Origin of the sequence: Streptomyces sp. NPDC048636, from assembly GCF_040650655.1 — a bacterium.
Lineage (GTDB): Bacteria > Actinomycetota > Actinomycetes > Streptomycetales > Streptomycetaceae > Streptomyces.
In genome coordinates, this window is sequence record NZ_JBEZHR010000004.1 from 472,006 (window position 1) to 489,430 (window position 17,425).

The window sequence follows — 17,425 nt, forward strand, 5'->3', positions numbered from 1 at the left end:
GTGACATGACGTCAGCGACGCTTCCACCAGCCGGCGTCGGCCACCCTGTCGACCAGCCACGCGGTCGCCGGTATCACCGCCAGCGCCGTGCACCAGCCGCCCAGGACGTCGGTCGGGTAATGCGCGCCCAGGGCGACCTCCGCCCAGCCCATGGCAGCACCGGCGACCAGCGCCGCGGCGAGCACGAGTGATATCCCGGCCGTCCTGCCGAGGCCGAGCCGGGTGCTCGACAGCAACGCCACCACGAGGGCGAACGCGGTGGCGAAGGCGGTGTGCCCGCTCGGGTAGGAAAGGTTGTCGGCGCCGTGGATGGTGCGTCCCACCAGGGATTTGAGCAGCGTCGCCGTCCCCACGGTCATGCCGACACCGACAACGACGAACACCGCCGCACGAGGACGCCGAAGCAGCAGGCAGCCCGTCACGGTGGCCACGACCAGCGTCGCGGCTCCCATGGGCTCCCCCAAGAAGTCCGTGGCCAGGGCGACCTGCCGCCACGGCGGCCGCACACCGTCCACCGCCACCCCGATACGCGCGTCCACCCTGCCGGGCTCACTGTCGTCGGCATACCGGACCCCGAGCCCGACGACCACCAGCGCGGCGAGGACCGCGATCAGCCCGAGCCACACGCGCAGCGATGGGGGCAGCACCCGGCGCCAACTCCCCACCAACGAGCCCCCCGTCGTATCCGATACGTGGCCCGCCCGGCCAAGGGCATCGGAATCAGTCCCTGCTCGCCACCCTAGCCAACAACGCGGTCGCGCGAACTGCCGTCGGCGGGTTCCGCGCGAACCGACGGGACGCGGCCCGGGGATTACTCCGACCCACCCAGTGGATCGCGGTACCCCCCTGCCACCCCTGATCTGTGGTCGGCGCCCGGATCAGGGGAGGAAACGTGCCTAGCATGCCGGGCCTGGTGAATCGGGTGATGGTGTCCGACCTGCTGCTCAGCAGCTCATCGGCGCGTGGCGACAGCTGCTGCCGCCCCTCCGCCGCTACGGCGACAGGGGCGTCACACGTAGCCGAAGTTCTGCGTCCACACCGGTCCGTGCTCGGAGAGGTACACACCCACGCCGATGACTCTGAAGTCCGCGTGCAGGATGTTGACCCGGTGCCCCGGGCTGTTCATCCAATCGGCCATCACCACCACGGGGTGTGGCTGGCCGGCGGCTATGTTCTCCGCGGCGGGGAGCGGGTATCCGTGCGCCACCATGCGGTCGGCGGGCGACAGCCCTTCGGGCGTGAGGTGGTCGAAGAAGTGCCGCCGCGCCATGTCCTCGCTGTGGCTCCGCGCGGATTCCCGTAGACGCTCATCGCTGGCCAAGGAGACGAGTCCACGCCGGTCGCGCTCTTGGTTGACGAGTACGGCGACGGCGTTCTCGAGCAGGCGCTCAAGGGAGCCACCCCCGACGGAGGAATCTTCCGTCTTCGGACGGGAAGCCGCTTCCTCCCGGCCGCCCGCCCTACGGAAGCGCAGGTTCGTTCCGGCGTCCGGATCCCATTGCGGGTCCCAGCCCTCTTCTTCTTCGAGCCAGTCCTGGTCCAACTCTCCTCGCCTCTCGAAGGAGCCCGCATGACCCCGCGGACGGCCCCTCGCCCGACACGCGTCGCCGTTTTGGTGACCCTACCGGCATCGCGACCGTGGCGGGCGTCCCGGGGTTCAGCACGGAATCGGCGCCGGAGCCACCGCCCCCCTCGCGGGTGGCAGCGTGTGCTCCGGGAAGGTACATGCCCTGGTCCGGGTTCAGCATGTGGATGCGGGAACTCACCGAAGTTCCACCGGCGTGCGACGAGACGTCGATGCTAGCTGAGCGACGTCTCCGGTCACGGGGAAGACCTGTGCCCGGCACGGCCGGGGTAAGCGCGAGGGAGAGCGTGTGATTGTCTGGGTGAACGGCGCGTTCGGCAGCGGGAAGACCACGCTGGTGAAGGAACTGGGCCTGCGCTGGCCGGAGGCGTTGGTATTCGACCCTGAGATGGTCGGATTCGTTCTGCGGGAGATCGTGGAGGTGCCGACGGGTGATTTTCAGGACCTGCGGCAGTGGCGGCGCCAGGTCGCGAGTATGGCCGCGGGGCTGGTTGAGGAGTACGCGCGGCCGGTACTGGTGCCGATGACGCTGGTCAATCCCGCTTATCTCGATGAGATCTTCGGGGCCCTGAGCCGAGCGGGCATCGACGTTCACCATTTCTTCCTGGATGTCCCGGAGGACGTGCTGGTCAAGCGCATCGACGGGCGGAGCTTCACACCCGACGACCCGGCAAGGGACGAGCAGGTCCGCGCCTGGTGCAAGAGCAAGATCCAGACATGCTCGGCAGCCGTCGACGCCATGCCCCGGAACACCATGCTCTTGGACGGTCAGTTGACGCCGCAGGAGCTGGCAGATGCGGTACTTGCGCGAGTTGGTGCTGATGCGCGCCGGTGACGGGGTCGGCGTCCTGTCCGCGGACCAGCCCGTCGACCGCGGGGCATGACGCTCCGCCACCGGCTGACTGCTGCGATCCGCGGCAACCTTCCACGCGGTGGAAGGTTGCCGCGACGGCAGGGCGGCCTCAGCGGTGGGTGAAGCGGGGAGGTCGTTTGTCCACGAAGGCGCTCATCCCCTCCTTCTGGTCCTCGGTCGCGAACACCGCGTGGAAGAGGCGGCGTTCGAAACGGACGCCCTCGGCGAGAGTGGTCTCGAAGGCCCGGCCGACGGCCTCCTTCGCCATCATCGCCACCGGCAGGGACATCCCGGCGACGGTGTCGGCGACCGTGAGCGCCTCGGCGAGCAGGTCGTCGGCGGGCACCACCCGGGAGACGAGCCCGGCGCGCTCGGCCTCGGCCGCGTCCATGGTGCGTCCGGTCAGACACATCTCCATGGCCTTGGCCTTGCCGACCGCCCGGGTCAGCCGCTGGGAACCACCGATGCCGGGGATCACGCCGAGCTTGATCTCGGGCTGGCCGAAGACGGCCGTGTCGGCGGCGAGCAGGATGTCGCAGAGCATGGCCAGCTCGCAGCCACCGCCGAGCGCGTATCCGGCGACGGCGGCGACGGTCGGCGTGCGCAATTGCCCGAGCCGGTCCCAGGCGGCGAACCAGTCGGCGAGGTACATGTCCATGGAGTCACGCGGCCGCATCTCCTTGATGTCGGCACCGGCCGCGAACGCCTTCGCCGAGCCGGTGATCACGACGCAGCCGCACTCCGGATCCCGGTCGAGGGCCTCGGTCGCGGCGACGACCTCGTCCATGACCTGGAGGTTCAGCGCGTTGAGAGCCTTCGGCCGGTTGAGCGTGAGCAGCGCCGTGCGGCCCTTGCGTTCGACGAGGAGCGTCTCGTACGCGTCCGTGGGTGCGGGGGTCATGCCTGTTCTCCGTTCTGATCCCTGATCGTCCGTACGATGCCGGAGAAGTCCTCCCCGGCACCCGGCCCCTCCGCGTACGCGGCGTACAACTCGGCGGCTCGGAGGCCGAGTTCGGCACGCACTCCGCTGGAGCGGGCGGCGTTGGCCGCCAGAGTCAGGTCCTTGGCCATCAGTGGCGCGGCGAAGCCGGGCCGGTAGTCGCGGTTGGCGGGGCTGGTCGGCACGGGGCCGGGCACCGGGCAGTTGACCGTGAGCGCCCAGCACTGTCCGGACGCGGTCGAGGCCACGTCGTACAGTGCCTGCGGGGACAGGCCAAGGCTCTCGCCGAGTACGAACGCCTCACTGACGGCGATCATCGAGATGCCGAGGATCATGTTGTTGCAGATCTTGGCGGCCTGACCCGCTCCGGCCGCTCCGCAGTGGACGGCCTTCTTGCCCATGGCCGCGAGCAGCGGCTCCGCCTCGGCGAACTCCGCCGCTCCACCGCCCGCCATGAAGGTCAGCGTGGCCTGCTCGGCACCGACGACCCCACCGGATACCGGCGCGTCCAGGGCCCGCATCCCGGCGGCGACGGCCTGCTCGTGGGCGGTGCGGGCGTCGGCGACGTCGATGGTCGAGCAGTCGACGAAGAGGGTGCCGGGCCGGGCGGCGGCAAGAATCCCGCCGTAGAGGTCCAGGACATGGCCTCCGGCGGGCAGCATGGTGATCACCAGATCGGCGTCGGCCACAGCCGATACCGCGGATCCGGCGGCCTCGACCCCGGCTCCGGCTGCGGCCTTCAGGGCCGCGGGCACCAGGTCGTAGCCGCGCACCGAGTGGCCCGCCGTCACCAGGTTGGCCGCCATCGGGCCGCCCATATGTCCCAGTCCGATGAACGCGACGGTCCTGCTCACCAGGGCACCTCCTGTGTCACGTGGGGTGTGGCGAGGCCGAGTTCGCGCTCGCCGAGAGGGGTGAAGAAGCGTTCCACGTCCGCCTCGGAGACCTCGTCCAGCGTGGCCGGGGACCAGCGCGGCATCCGGTCCTTGTCGATGACCTGGGCGCGGATGCCCTCCACGAGGTCGGGTGCGGCGAGGGCGGCGCAGGACACGCGGTACTCCTGGTCCAGCACCCGCTCCAGGGGGCCGAGCCCGGGGGCCCGGCGGAGCGCCGCCAGGGTGACCTTGACCGCGGTGGGCGACTTCGCCAGCAGGGTCGCGGCGGTCTCCTTCGCGGCCGGGTCGTCCGCTGCCAGCAGCCTCCGGACGATTTCCTCGGCGGTGTCCGCGGCGTAGCAGGGGTCGATCCAGTCCCTGTGCGCGGTGAGTTCACCCGGCGGAGGCTGCGCCACATGGCGGGCGAGGGCCTCGTGTACCGGTGTGTCGGCGAGGTCCTCGATCAGCCGCGGCAGGGCGTCGGAGGGGACGAAGTGGTCGGCCAGTCCGCACACCAGGGCGTCACCGGCACCGGCTTGGGCACCCGTCAGGGCCAGGTGGGTGCCGAGTTCGCCGGGTGCGAGAGCGAGCAGATAGGTGCCGCCGACGTCCGGGATGAAGCCGATGCCGGTCTCCGGCATGGCGATCCGGGTCCGCTCGGTGACGACACGGACACCGGCGTGCGCCGAGACCCCCACGCCGCCTCCCATGACGATCCCGTCCATGACGGCGACGTACGGCTTCGGGTAGCGGGCGATACGGGCGTTGAGCCGGTATTCATCACGCCAGAACGCGGCCGAGGCCGTCCCGTCGCCGTCCCGGGCGTCCTGGTGGATGGCGCGGATATCGCCGCCCGCGCACAGGCCCCGCTCCCCCGCGCCGGTGAGTACGACGGTCTCGACGGCCGGGTCGCTCTCCCAGGCGGTCAGCGCCTCCTCGATCCGGCACACCATGGCGTGGGTGAGGGCGTTGAGAGCGCGTGGCCGGTTGAGGGTGACATGGGCCGCCCGGCCCTCGGTGCGCAGCAGTACGGAGTCCTCGTCGCGGGTCATCCGAACGCCTCCGTCAGGCCACGGGCCACGATGATCCGCATGATCTCGTTCGTTCCTTCCAGGATCTGGTGGACGCGCAGGTCACGGACGATCTTCTCGATGCCGTACTCGCTCACGTACCCGTAGCCACCGTGCAGTTGGAGGGCGCGGTCGGCGACGGAGTATCCGGTGTCGGTGGCGCTGAGCTTGGCCATCGCGCACAGATACGGTGCCTGTGGATCGCCCCGGTCCAGGGCCTGGGCGGCCTGGTGGACCAGCGCGCGGGCGGCGGCGAGTTCGGTCGCCATATCGGCCAGGCGGAACCGGAGCGCCTGGGCGTCCAGCAGCCGGTGGCCGAACGCCTCCCGGTCGGCGAGGTGGGCCAGACTGCGGTCCAGGGCGCTGCGGGCGCCGCCGAGGGAACAGGCGGCGATGCCGAGACGGCCGCCGTTCAGGCCGTTCATCGCGATACGGAAGCCGTCCCCGGTACGGCCGAGGAGCCGGTCGGCGGGCAACCGCACGTCCTCCAGGACGACTTGGCGGGTGGGCTGGGCGTTCCAGCCCATCTTCCGCTCGTTCGGACCGAAGGTGAGGCCGGGGTCGTCCTTGTCGACGAGGAACGCGGAGATCCCGTCGGCGCCCTCGCCGCCGGTGCGCGCCATCACCACATACACCTGGGAGGCGCCCGCACCGGAGATGAACTGCTTGACGCCGGTGAGCACCCAGTCACCGCCGTCCCGGACGGCCCGGGTGGTCAGGGCCGCCGCGTCCGAACCGGCGCCCGGTTCGGTGAGGCAGTAGCTGGCGAGGTCCTCCATGGCGCACAGCCGGGGCAGCCACCGCTCGCGCTGGGCCGCGTCCCCGTAGTGGTCGACCATCCAGGCGACCATGTTGTGGATGGAGAGGTAGCCCGCGATGGACGGGCACCCCGAGGCGAGGGTCTCGAAGACCAGGACGCCATCCGCCCGGGCCAGTCCGCAACCGCCGGACGCCTCGCGGACGTAGACCCCGCCGAGCCCCAGTCCGGCGGCCTTGCGGAGCACATCGAGCGGGAAGTGTTTGTCCTGGTCCCATCGGACCGCGTGCGGGGCGAGATGGTCCTGGGCGAAGTCGAGTGTGGTCTCGACGAGGGCTTGCTGCTCGTCGGTGAGCAGGGTGGTGGTCATCGCGCTCATCCCATCGTGGGAATGGTGAAGCTGGCCCCCTCGCGCAGCCCGGCGGGCCAGCGCGAGGTGACGGTCTTGGTGCGGGTGTAGAAGCGGATGGCGTCCGGGCCGTGCTGGTTGAGGTCGCCGAAGCCGGAGCGCTTCCAGCCGCCGAAGGTGTGGTAGGCGACGGGTACCGGGATGGGCACGTTCACGCCGATCATGCCGGTGTTCACCCGCCGGGTGAAGTCGCGGGCGGTGTCGCCGTCCCGGGTGAAGATCGCGACGCCGTTGCCGTAGGCGTGTTCACTCGGCAGGCGCAGCGCCTCCTCATAGTCCGCGGCGCGCACGACACAGAGGACGGGGCCGAAGATCTCCTCCTGGTGAACGCGCATCCCCGGGGTGACCCGGTCGAAGAGCGAGGCACCGGCGAAGAAACCGTTCTCATGGCCGGGCAGAACGAACTCCCTGCCGTCGACGACGAGTTCGGCGCCCTCCTCGACACCGAGGTCGACATAGGACCGCACCCGGTCGACGGCGTCCCGGCCGACCAGCGGGCCGAAGTCGGCCTCAGGGTCGTCGCTGCGGCCGATCCGCAACGTGCTGATGCGTTCCTTCAGACGGGAGACGAGGGCGTCGGCGGTGTCCTCGCCCACCGGGACGGCGACCGAGATCGCCATACAGCGCTCACCCGCCGAGCCGTATCCGGCCCCGATCAACGCGTCGACGGCCTGGTCCATATCGGCGTCCGGCATCACGATCATGTGGTTCTTGGCGCCGCCGAAGCACTGGGCGCGCTTGCCGTGGGCGGCGGCGGTGGCGTAGACGTGCGCGGCGATGGGCGTGGAGCCGACAAAGCCGAGCGCCGCGACGCGGGGATCCTCCAGGAGGGTGTCCACGGCCTCCCGGCCACCGTTGACCACATTGAGGACACCGGGCGGCAGACCCGCCTCCAGGAACAGTTCGGCCAGCCGCAGCGGGACGGACGGGGCGCGCTCGGAGGGTTTGAGGATGAAGGAGTTTCCGCAGGCCAGGGCCGGAGCCGCCTTCCACAGAGGGATCATCGCGGGGAAGTTGAACGGGGTGATCCCGGCCACCACACCGAGGGGCGCCCGCAGCGAGTGGACGTCGATGCCGGTACCGGCGTTGTCGGTGAACTCGCCCTTCAGCAGATGCGGGATGCCCGCGGCGAACTCCACGACCTCCAGTCCGCGCTGGAGGTCGCCATGCGCGTCGGCGACCGTCTTGCCGTGTTCGGACGACAGCAGCCGGGCCAGGGTGTCCTTCTCCCCCTCGACGAGCTGGAGGAACCGGAGGAGGACCCGGGCGCGGCGCTGAGGGTTCCACTCTCCCCATGCGCGCTGCGCGTGCGCGGCGTCGGCGATCGCCGCCTCGGTCTCCGCCCGGCTCGCGAGGGGGACACGGGCCTGGATCCCGCCGGTGTTGGGGTCGTACACCTCGCCGTAGGACCCCGAGGTGCCGGGGGTGTGCTTGCCGCCGATGAAGTGGGTCAACTCACGTGTGTGCGGGGGGTGTTGCTCGCGGACCATGAATGCCTGCTCTCGTCAGGTGATCCGGATGGCGCGCCGTCCCGCCGCACACGGACGCGGGGCGTACGGGTGCGAGGGCGGCGCGAGATCGCGTATGGCGGTGAACCGTCAGGTGGTGACGGCCGGATGCCGGAGAACTCCTCGGCGCGGCAGCGCCCGCAGGGCGGTTCCGCCGGGATCGTGAATGCGCACCGGTGCCATGCGTGTCAGCTCCATCCTCGTGGAAAACACGGAACATCCCGCGGCCGGTATCCTGACTCCCGGATCAGCGCGCGCCGTCCGCCTTCCCGACATCCAGCTCGTCAGTGGCGTTCTGCTCGACGGCGTACTCCCCGGTCACAGTGGCGGGACCGCGCCGGAATCACACCGGCTTCCCTGCACCGCGGGCCTTCCCCACGACTATATAGTTGGACGTCCTAGTAAATCCAGCACATCCCGCACACCGGCCGTCGGCCCGGATCAGTGCGGCGCGTACGCATCGAAGTCGGTGCGGGCGACGTACGCGGAGAAGTCGCGGGGCGAGCGGCCGAGCGCCTTGTACACGCCATCGGTAACCGTCGCCCCGCGCTCTTCGCGGATGTGCCGGAGCACGGTGATCACTTCGTCGGCCACCGAGTCCTGGTATCCGGCAGTGGCCAGGTCGGCGCGGTAGGCGTCCTCGGTCACGGGGACGAAGCGCAGCGGCCGACCCGCGGCGCGGGCGATCTCCGCGACGGCCTCGGCGAAGCTCAGCGAACGCGGTCCCGACAGGATGTAGGTCTGCCCGGTGTGCCGGTCGTCGATGAGTGCCTCGGCCGCGACGTCGGCCAGGTCGTCGAGGTCGACGAAGGGTTCCCGGCCATCACCGGTGGGCAGCCGGAGCTCGCCCTGCTCGCCGAGGAGGGGGGCGAAGAAATCGAGCTCGGTGAAGTTCTGCGCGAACCAGGTGGGGCGCAGGATCGTCCAGCGCAGCCCGGAAGCGGTCACGGCCTCCTCGGTGGCGAGGTGTGCGCCGCCCATTTCGCCCCACGGCCGGGCGGAGAGCAGCACCAGGCGTCGGACTCCGGCGCGGCCAGCCGTGGCGGCGAAGTCGCGGACCTCGGCCGGTGCGCCGGGGCCTTGCGAGTCGACGACATAGACGGCGTCGATGCCGGTCAGGGCCGGCTGCCAGGTGGTGCGGTCGGCCCAGTCGAAGCGGACCGGGCCCCGCCGTGAGGCCACGGCGGGTTCGAGACCGCGCCGGCGAAGAGCGGCGGCGACGCGGCGGCCGGTCTTACCGGTACCACCGAGGACGAGAACGTGGGGAAGGTTTGTCGTCATGTCTCCAGCACACCTCGCTGGTGCGGCACAAGCGATGGCTGATGCGATCGATTCGATGTCCGCCCGTCTCATCCGAGCTGGTTTCCCGCCCGGGACGTCCGTACGCTGGGACGGCATGGATGATGTGTTGTCCGGACTGCTCCAGGACATCCGCGCCCACGGCGGGCTCTTCGACCAGTCGGCCCTCGTCCCTCCGTGGTCCCTGCGTTTCGGTGACGGGGCGCCGCTGTCCCTGCTGACCACGGTCCGCGGCGACGCCTGGCTGACGCCGGACGGCGAGGAGGCCGTGCCGTTGCGACAGGGCGATGTGGCGATCCTCGTGGGGCCCCAGCCCTACGACGTCGCGGACGCGCCCGGCAGAGCTCCCATGGTCTTCCAGAACACCGACAACCGTTGCACCGCACCCGACGGGACCCCGGTCACCGCGGATGACCTGCCCATGTGCGCGGAGCTGGAGGACCCCGAGGCCGGTGCGGTCCTGCTCAGGAGTGCCTACCCCGTTCAGGGCCAGGTCTGTGACCGTGTCCTGACCGCACTCCCCCGGCTCGCTCTGGTGCCCGCGGCACCGGAGCGCCCACTCCCCCTCGCGATGATCGAAACAGAACTGCGCAAGGATGTCCCAGGGCGACAGGTCATCCTCGACCGGCTGCTCGACCTGCTGCTGCTGTCCACGCTCCGTGACTGGTTCGACAGGCCCGAATCCCGTGCCCCTGCCTGGTATCGGGCGCATCGCGACCCCGCCGTGGGCCGGGCGCTGAAGCTCATCCATGGCGACCTCGCCCGGCCGTGGACCGTCGCGTCGCTCGCCGCCGAGGCCGGTATGTCCCGCGCCCGCTTCGCGCAGCGCTTCCACCGGCTCCTCGGGCAGCCGCCGATGGCGTATCTCACCGAGTGGCGGATCTGCCGCGCAGCCGACCTGCTGGCCGGCACTGACGCGACCGCCGACGCCATCTCCCGCCAGGTCGGTTACGCCAACGCCTACGCGCTCAGCGTGGCCTTCAAGCGCATTCTCGGTATCCGCCCCACCGAACATCGCGCCCTCGCCCGCGCCGGAGCCACCTCGACCGCGTCGGACGCCGGGTGACATCCACGTGGGGCTCACCCCGCCACGTGGTGGAGCCGTGCGCGGTAGGCGAGCGGGGACTCGCCGTAGTGGCCTTTGAACGCACGGGAGAAGTACAGGCGGTCCTGGATGCCGACACGTGCGGCGACTTCCCCGACCGGCAGGTCCGTGAAGCGCAGCAGGCGCGCGGCCTCGAGCATCACACGTTCGGTGATCAGGGTCCGCGGCGGATGGCCGGTCGCCTGAGACAGCGCTCGCCACAAGGTGCCGGTCGAGACATGGAGTTCCCGCGCGTAGTGGCCGACGTCGTGGTGGTGGACGAAGTCACGCTCGAGCAGGTCGTTGAAGCGCCGGGCGAGCCGGAGATCGGTGGTGGATCCCGGCTGCCGCGGCTCGTCGTCGCGGTACCAGCGCTGAGCCCAGGAAATGAGCGCCATGAGCAGGTGCCGATGGATGTCCGAGCTGTACGCGTCGGTGAGGTGGCGGGTCTCGGCGGCGAGCGCGCGGACCACGGAGTCGAAGCGGTCCGCGTCCTCGGGCGGCACCTCCAAGGTCGACACACCGCGCCCGGTGAACATGCGGGCCGGGTCCGACGACGAGCCCTGGCCGGTCTGGAGGAGTTCGGCACCGAAACGGATGACGGCTCCTGACAGGTCCTGTGCCTTTTCGAAGTGATGGATCTGGCCCCGGCCCGTCAGCATCACGGTGTTGGCACCGACGAATGAACGCTCGCCGTCCAGGAGGTGCTGACCGGTACCGCTCTTGGTCCAGAACAGCTCGTGGAACGCGTGGCGGTGGGGGCTGCGAATGGGGCATGCCTCGTTGGTGAACGTGTCGTTCTGGAAAAGGATCACTTGAAGTGTCGGGTCCCCCGGAGGAAGTCGGTCGGTGGCGAGGTCGCGGGCATCGTGACCACCGACGGGCGGAACGGCTCCGGGCTCGGTGTGCAAGGGGAGCTCCTCGTCGGTCCGGTTTCCACAGGAAGAACGCGGCCATGCTACGTCCGCCCGCATGCCACTCCTTCTCGTCGCGTGTGGCATGCGAAGAACATCCATACAACCGCGGCTTCTGTCTATGGCCGCCGTTCCGCACGGGCCGAAGACTGTTGGCATGCCCTGGTTCGAGAGCCGGGGCGCACATGCCGATGGAGAAACAGAGGAAAAGCAGTGTCCAACAACGGTGAGCTCGTTCGGAACGCATTGACCGCCCTGTTCGTCAACCGTGACACCAGCGCTGTCGAGCGGTACTGGAGCGAGAGCTACCTTCAGCACAACCCCGAAATGCCCGACGCACGCGATCACCTCGCCGGTATCGTCGCCGCCCTGGGTGACGACTTCCGGTACGAGCCTGGTCTTGTCGTCGCCGAGGGCGACTACGTGACCATTCACGGCCGTTACACCGGCTGGGCCGAAAAGCCCCTGCTCGCGGTCGATATCTTCCGGATCGAAGACGGCAAAATCGCTGAGCACTGGGATGTGTTGCAGGAAGAGGTTCCCGCGGAGGCCACGAAGAGCGGCCGTTCCATGTTCACCGGCGACTGAGCGCCCCCGCCCCTCGGGTATTTCCCCTCGGGTATATGAGGTGGCGGTGCGGTGACGAGCGCGCAGAACGTGTGCGTGGCGAGCCGCACCGCCACCCGGCCGCGAAACGGCCGTCACCACGCCATCGCGCGGGCGAGCGCCGGATTACGGATGAGGCGCTTGCCTTCGGCAGGATGGGCGCATGACTGAGATCCGCACACCCCGCCTCCTCCTCCGCAGCTGGCACGACGACGACCTCGCGCCGATGGCCGACATCAACGCGGACCCACGGGTGATGCGCTGGATCGACGACGGCTCGGTGCGCGACCTGGACCACACGGCGGAGGACATCGAGGGGTGGGAGGAGGAGTGGGACGAGGAGGGCTTCGGACTCTTCGCCGTCGAGCTGCTGGCCTCGGGCGAACTGATCGGCTTCACGGGCCTGTCCGTGCCCGAGTTCCTGCCGGAGGTGATGCCCGCCGCGGCGATCAGCTGGCGGCTCGGCTCGCAGTTCTGGGGCCAGGGGTACGCGTCCGAAGCCGCCCACGCCACACTGGAGTTCGCGCTCCAGGACCGCGGCCTGGACCGCGTCATCAGCATCAGCCGGGTGGGTGACAACGCCTCCGAGAACGTCATCCGCAAGCTCGGCATGGCGCCGGAGCGGGAGACGGCACACCCGGTGTACGGCTACCCGCTGCGCGTTCACACCATCGATCTCACCGAGTTCCAGGCGTGAACCGGCCGAGCCGTCGATCATCACCGAACGTGAACGACGCCAGGGGGGTTGGCCTTGCGGGCTCGCGTCCCTAACGTAGAGCGGAATATGAGCCCCGCTCACCTTTAAGGATCTACGCGATGGTCATCGTTCAGTCCTCGCGCCGCAGACTCAGGTCGCTCGCGGTGGTGTCGCTGCTCCTCGCCCTGACCGCCCTGGCGCTCGGTCCGGTGCCCAGCTCCGCGGCGGAGTCGAACTGGTGGGATCCGTCCGCGAGGCCCGCACCCGACTCGCAGATCGACGTCACGGGCGAGCCCTTCAAGGGCACCGACGCCCAGGGCCGCGTCAGGGGCTTCGTCGACGCCCACGACCACATCATGTCCAACGAGGGCTTCGGCGGCCGGCTGATCTGCGGCAAGCCGTTCTCGGAGCAGGGCGTCACCGACGCGCTCAAGGACTGTCCGGAGCACTACCCCGACGGTTCGCTCGCCATCTTCGACATGATCACCAAAGGCGGCGACGGCAAGCACGACCCCAACGGGTGGCCCACCTTCAAGGACTGGCCCGCCCATGACTCGCTGACGCACCAGCAGAACTACTACGCCTGGATCGAGCGGGCGTGGCGCGGCGGCCAGCGGGTGCTGGTCAACGACCTGGTCACCAACGGCGTGATCTGCTCGGTCTACTTCTTCAAGGACCGCGGCTGTGACGAGATGACCGCCATTCGTCTCGAGGCGAAGAAGACGTACGACATGCAGACCTTCGTCGACAAGATGTACGGCGGCCCGGGCAAGGGCTGGTTCCGGATCGTCACGAACAGCGCACAGGCCCGAAAGATCGTCGAGCAGGGCAAGCTGGCCGTCGTCCTGGGCGTCGAGACCTCGGAGCCGTTCGGCTGCAAGCAGATCCTGGACGTCGCGCAGTGCGGCAAGGAGGACATCGACCGGGGCCTGGACGAGCTGAAGGAACTGGGCGTCAGCAGCATGTTCCTGTGCCACAAGTTCGACAACGCCCTGTGCGGGGTGCGCTTCGACTCCGGCACGCTCGGTACGGCCATCAACGTGGGCCAGTTCCTGTCGACCGGCACGTTCTGGAAGACGGAGAGCTGCCGCGGCCCGCAGCACGACAACCCCATCGGCAACGCGGCGGCACCGGAGGCGGAGAAGCGGCTCCCGAAGGGGGTGGCGGTCCCCTCGTACGCCTCGGGCGCGCAGTGCAACACCCGCGGGCTGACCGACCTGGGCGCGTACGCGGTGCGCGGCATGATGAAGCGCAACATGATGCTGGAGCTCGACCACATGAGCGTCAAGGCCGCCGACCATGCCTTCGACATCCTCGAATCCGAGGCGTACCCCGGCGCCATCTCCTCGCACAGCTGGATGGACTCGAGCTGGACCGAACGCCTCTACAAGCTCGGCGGGTTCGCCGCCCAGTACATGAACGGCTCCGAGGCCTTCAGCGCGGAGGCCAGGCGCACGGAGGCGCTGCGCGAGAAGTACAAGGTCGGCTACGGCTACGGCACGGACATGAACGGTGTCGGAGGCTGGCCGGCTCCACGGGGCGGGGACACCCCGAACCCGGTGAAGTACCCCTTCCGCAGCACGGACGGCGGCTCGGTGATCGACAAGCAGACCACCGGCGAACGCACATGGGACTTCAACACCGACGGCGGCGCGCACTACGGCATGGTCCCGGACTGGATCGAGGACATCCGGATCGTCGGCGGCCAAGGCGTCGTCGACGACCTCTTCTCGGGGGCCGAGTCCTACCTTCGCACCTGGGGGAATACCGAGAAGTACCAGGCCGGGAAGAACCTCGCCACGGGCGCGGGCGCGACGGCGTCCTCGTCGGAGTGGTGGAACCCGGTCGTCAGCTTCAAGCCCGGGAAGGCGGTGGACGGCGACACAGGCACCCGCTGGGCCAGCGAGTGGAACGACGACCAGTGGCTGCGGATCGATCTCGGATCCGCGCAGCCGGTCAAACGCGTCACCCTCGACTGGGAGCGGGCGTACGCGAAGTCGTACCGCCTCGAGCTGTCGGAGGACGGCACGGACTGGAAGACGGTGTGGTCCACGGCCTCCGGTGACGGTGGCCTGGACACGGCCCGTTTCGACGGAGCCCAGGCGCGCTACGTACGCGTCAAGGGGCTGGCGCGCGGCACCCAGTGGGGGTACTCGCTGCGCGAGGTCGGCGTCTACGCCGACTGAGGCACCGACGAGGCGGTGTCCAGGGCCCGGCCCCGGTGGAGCGATCGTCGACAGCTCCGTGCACCGGGGCCGGCCGCTAGGCCCGCTGACTGGTCGCCAGGAGCCGGACGCGATCGTTCAGATAGCTGTTGAGGACCCGTTTGCACTCGGCGATCAGCTGGGGGTCGCCCTGCGGATCCGTACGGAAGGCCAGTTGCAGCACGCCGTCCGCGCACTCGAGGGCCACCCGCACGGCGATCTCGAGTTCGGCGTTGTCCTGGACACCGGCCAGGGAGGCGGTCAGCGCGCGCAGCGATCCGGCGACCGCGGTGTTGTTGTCCCGGTTCGGCTCCAGGACGTGGTCCTCTCCCACCGCGCCGAAGTCGACCACGCCGAATCCGGTGATCGTCCGGCGCATGGCGACGAACTCGTCGACGGTCACCTCCACGATGCCCACGACACCGTCGGGCGCCTCGCGCTCCAGCCGGTCCGCGACCCGCGCCAGGAAGGACTCCAGATTGCGGGTGGCGAGCGCGCCGATCAGCCCCTCCCTGTCGGAGAAGAACTGGTAGAGAGTGCCGATGGGCACCTCGGCTCTGCGGGCCACCTCCTTGGTGGTCAGCTCGGCGTAGCCGACCTCGTCCAGGAGTTCGGCGCAGGCGTCCAGCAGCCGCTCGAACCGTTCGACGCTGCGCTTTTGGACCGGCAGCCGACGCAGCGCCCCTGCGGTGCGGTCTTGATTCATGCTTCCCATCATCCCACCGGAGCGGCTAACGTGAGCAGCACTCATGTTCTGGGGGTGTACATGACACTGGACCATCTGCCCGCGGACTTCATCTGGGGTGCCTCGACGGCGTCGTACCAGATCGAGGGCGCCACCGAGGAGGACGGTCGCGGACCGTCGGTGTGGGACACCTTCACCGCCCGCCCCGGCACGATCCGCGACGGACACACCGGTGACGTGGCCTGCGACCACTACCACCGGTACGAGGACGACCTCGCGCTGATGGCCGAGGCGGGCCTCACCGGCTACCGCTTCTCCATCGCCTGGCCCCGGATCCAGCCGACCGGCGAGGGCGAGGTCAACCTCCGGGGTCTGGACTTCTATGACCGGCTGGTCGACGGCCTGCTGACACGCGGCATCGAACCGGTCCCGACCCTGTTCCACTGGGACCTCCCGCAGGGCCTCGAGGACGATGGCGGCTGGCTGAACCGCGACACCGCGCACCGCTTCTCCGAGTACGCCGCCGTCATGGCCGACAGGCTGGGAGACCGCGTCCAGAAGTGGATCACGCTCAACGAGCCGTTCATCCACATGGTGTGGGGCTACGGCCTCGGCACCCACGCACCGGGCCGCACCCTGTTCCTGGACTGCCTGCCGGTCGCCCACCATCAGCTGCTCGGTCATGGCCTGGCGCTGAGGGAGCTGCGGGCGCGCGGCCTCCAGACAATGCTCTCCAACAATTGCACCCCGGTCTGGCCCGCCTCGGACACCCCCGCCGACCGCGCCGCCGCGCGGGCCTATGACAGCCTGCACAACCGCCTGTTCAACGATCCGATCCTCACGGGCACCTACCCCGACCTGTCGGCCTTCGGCCCGGACGCCACTCTCGGCGGCTCCGTCCTTGACGGCGATCTCGAACTGATCTCGGCCCCCCTGGACGCGCTCGGTATCAACTACTACAACCCGACCCGGATCCGAACTCCGGCGTCCGAGGGGCTGCCGTTCGAAGAGGCCCCCATCGAGGGCTACCGCCGCACCGCCTTCGACTGGCCCGTCGTCCCCGACGGTCTACGGGAACTGCTCGTCGGCCTCAAGGAGCGCTACCCGGCACTCCCGCCGGTCTACATCACGGAGAACGGCTGCTCGGCCGAGGACGTCGTCGCCGCGGACGGCACCGTCGTGGACCTCGACCGCATCGACTACCTCGACACCCACCTCCGGGCCGTCGACGCCGCCGTGGCCCAGGGCGTGGACGTGCGCGGCTACTTCACCTGGACCCTGATGGACAACTTCGAATGGGCCGAGGGTTTCCACCAGCGCTTCGGACTCGTCCACGTCGACCACGACACCCAGGCGCGCACCCCGAAAGCGTCCTTCGCGTGGTACCGCGACCTCATCCGCGCACAGCGCCGGGGTTGAGCTCCCGGAACAGGGCCGCGGCGCGGGCCGGGCAGCCACAACTGAGAGGAATGGCAGCGCAACCCCGCCCGTGCCTCCGGAGAGCTCACGGCCGGGCTGCTGCCGGCACTGGCCACCGGCGAGATGGTCATGTCGGCCACCGACGTCACCCTCCCCGGAGTACTGCCACTGATCCTGGAGCGGCACTACGTCTCCGGGCACCCGTGCGGCGGCACGGCACACCCACAGCCCGCTGACTCAAACTCACCGCGACCTGGGCGCCACCCGCCACTACGCCGTCATCTCGATGTCAGCAAGAACGGCGTGCACATCGTCGTACACGAGTACGACGTCGACAAACCAGCGCACGCTCATGTCACGGGCCAACCCGAGCTCACGCGCCGGAAGCAACAAGCGGTAAAACGTGACAAGTCGGAGATCAGGAGAGCCGTCAAAAGGCTCGGCAGGCGGAATCACGCGGAACAGGAAGAAGAAAAGCGGCGCAAGGCCGCAAAGGACCAAAAGTGCGGTAAGGGATAAA

General features: G+C 69.5%; 17 protein-coding genes and 1 riboswitch. Of the genes, 7 read left to right on the forward strand and 10 right to left on the reverse strand.

The window, feature by feature from the left end; translation table 11 throughout:
• Window positions 1–11 precede the first annotated feature (11 nt).
• Both AB0C66_RS14805 and AB0C66_RS14810 read right to left on the reverse strand, forming a co-directional pair.
• A complete protein-coding gene (locus AB0C66_RS14805; protein WP_362437249.1) occupies window positions 12–647 on the reverse strand; it encodes a phosphatase PAP2 family protein in 636 nt (211 codons plus the stop codon).
• A gap of 362 nt (window positions 648–1,009) precedes the next feature.
• Window positions 1,010–1,543: a CAP domain-containing protein gene (locus tag AB0C66_RS14810; protein WP_362437251.1), complete on the reverse strand. Its 534-nt coding sequence runs from the start codon at window positions 1,541–1,543 to the stop codon at window positions 1,010–1,012.
• Between the two features lie 331 nt (window positions 1,544–1,874).
• Between AB0C66_RS14810 and AB0C66_RS14815 the strand changes: the two genes are divergently transcribed.
• Window positions 1,875–2,420, forward strand: coding sequence for an AAA family ATPase (locus tag AB0C66_RS14815; protein ID WP_362437253.1), 546 nt, complete (start codon window positions 1,875–1,877; stop codon window positions 2,418–2,420).
• Between the two features lie 127 nt (window positions 2,421–2,547).
• Here AB0C66_RS14815 and AB0C66_RS14820 read toward each other — a convergent pair whose 3' ends face one another.
• The 6 genes from AB0C66_RS14820 to AB0C66_RS14845 all read right to left on the reverse strand — a co-directional run bounded on the left by AB0C66_RS14820 (window position 2,548) and on the right by AB0C66_RS14845 (window position 9,278).
• Window positions 2,548–3,339 (reverse strand): enoyl-CoA hydratase, encoded by a 792-nt coding sequence (locus AB0C66_RS14820; RefSeq protein ID WP_362437255.1) that lies wholly within the window; start codon window positions 3,337–3,339, stop codon window positions 2,548–2,550.
• On the reverse strand, window positions 3,336–4,232 hold the full coding sequence (mmsB, locus tag AB0C66_RS14825; RefSeq protein WP_362437257.1) for a 3-hydroxyisobutyrate dehydrogenase: 897 nt from the start codon (window positions 4,230–4,232) through the stop codon (window positions 3,336–3,338). The genes AB0C66_RS14820 and mmsB overlap by 4 nt, the downstream gene beginning before the upstream one ends.
• Window positions 4,229–5,305, reverse strand: a complete 1,077-nt coding sequence (locus tag AB0C66_RS14830; RefSeq protein ID WP_362437259.1) for an enoyl-CoA hydratase/isomerase family protein — start codon at window positions 5,303–5,305, stop codon at window positions 4,229–4,231. The genes mmsB and AB0C66_RS14830 overlap by 4 nt, the downstream gene beginning before the upstream one ends.
• The gene (locus AB0C66_RS14835) at window positions 5,302–6,450 is read right to left on the reverse strand and encodes an acyl-CoA dehydrogenase family protein (protein ID WP_362437261.1); all 1,149 of its coding nucleotides are present in this window, start codon (window positions 6,448–6,450) and stop codon (window positions 5,302–5,304) included. Before AB0C66_RS14835 ends, AB0C66_RS14830 begins: the two co-directional genes overlap by 4 nt.
• Window positions 6,451–6,455: 5 nt before the next feature.
• Window positions 6,456–7,979, reverse strand: a complete 1,524-nt coding sequence (locus tag AB0C66_RS14840) for a CoA-acylating methylmalonate-semialdehyde dehydrogenase (RefSeq protein WP_362437263.1) — start codon at window positions 7,977–7,979, stop codon at window positions 6,456–6,458.
• 225 nt (window positions 7,980–8,204) lie between these two features.
• Window positions 8,205–8,379, reverse strand: a riboswitch (cobalamin riboswitch).
• Window positions 8,380–8,438: 59 nt separating this feature from the next.
• Window positions 8,439–9,278, reverse strand: a complete 840-nt coding sequence (locus tag AB0C66_RS14845) for an NAD(P)H-binding protein (RefSeq protein ID WP_362437265.1) — start codon at window positions 9,276–9,278, stop codon at window positions 8,439–8,441.
• Window positions 9,279–9,393: 115 nt separating this feature from the next.
• Here AB0C66_RS14845 and AB0C66_RS14850 point away from each other — a divergent pair, with 115 nt between their 5' ends.
• Window positions 9,394–10,362 carry an AraC family transcriptional regulator gene (locus tag AB0C66_RS14850; protein ID WP_362437267.1) on the forward strand — a complete coding sequence of 323 codons (969 nt, stop codon included), beginning with the start codon at window positions 9,394–9,396 and terminating at the stop codon, window positions 10,360–10,362.
• 14 nt (window positions 10,363–10,376) lie between these two features.
• Here AB0C66_RS14850 and AB0C66_RS14855 read toward each other — a convergent pair whose 3' ends face one another.
• Window positions 10,377–11,195 (reverse strand): AraC family transcriptional regulator, encoded by an 819-nt coding sequence (locus AB0C66_RS14855; protein ID WP_362437269.1) that lies wholly within the window; start codon window positions 11,193–11,195, stop codon window positions 10,377–10,379.
• A gap of 312 nt (window positions 11,196–11,507) precedes the next feature.
• Between AB0C66_RS14855 and AB0C66_RS14860 the strand changes: the two genes are divergently transcribed.
• The 3 genes from AB0C66_RS14860 to AB0C66_RS14870 all read left to right on the forward strand — a co-directional run bounded on the left by AB0C66_RS14860 (window position 11,508) and on the right by AB0C66_RS14870 (window position 14,783).
• A complete protein-coding gene (locus tag AB0C66_RS14860; protein WP_362437271.1) occupies window positions 11,508–11,882 on the forward strand; it encodes a nuclear transport factor 2 family protein in 375 nt (124 codons plus the stop codon).
• Between the two features lie 181 nt (window positions 11,883–12,063).
• The gene (locus AB0C66_RS14865) at window positions 12,064–12,597 is read left to right on the forward strand and encodes a GNAT family N-acetyltransferase (protein ID WP_362437273.1); all 534 of its coding nucleotides are present in this window, start codon (window positions 12,064–12,066) and stop codon (window positions 12,595–12,597) included.
• A gap of 119 nt (window positions 12,598–12,716) precedes the next feature.
• Window positions 12,717–14,783 (forward strand): discoidin domain-containing protein, encoded by a 2,067-nt coding sequence (locus tag AB0C66_RS14870; RefSeq protein WP_362437275.1) that lies wholly within the window; start codon window positions 12,717–12,719, stop codon window positions 14,781–14,783.
• 76 nt (window positions 14,784–14,859) lie between these two features.
• Here the strand turns inward: AB0C66_RS14870 and AB0C66_RS14875 are convergent, their stop codons facing one another.
• Window positions 14,860–15,507, reverse strand: a complete 648-nt coding sequence (locus tag AB0C66_RS14875; RefSeq protein WP_362437277.1) for a TetR/AcrR family transcriptional regulator — start codon at window positions 15,505–15,507, stop codon at window positions 14,860–14,862.
• A gap of 60 nt (window positions 15,508–15,567) precedes the next feature.
• On the opposite strand from AB0C66_RS14875, the gene AB0C66_RS14880 reads away from it, so the two are divergent.
• Window positions 15,568–16,905, forward strand: a complete 1,338-nt coding sequence (locus tag AB0C66_RS14880) for a GH1 family beta-glucosidase (RefSeq protein ID WP_362437393.1) — start codon at window positions 15,568–15,570, stop codon at window positions 16,903–16,905.
• A gap of 108 nt (window positions 16,906–17,013) precedes the next feature.
• Window positions 17,014–17,424 (forward strand): DUF6531 domain-containing protein, encoded by a 411-nt coding sequence (locus tag AB0C66_RS14885; RefSeq protein WP_362437395.1) that lies wholly within the window; start codon window positions 17,014–17,016, stop codon window positions 17,422–17,424.
• Window position 17,425: the final 1 nt, after the last annotated feature.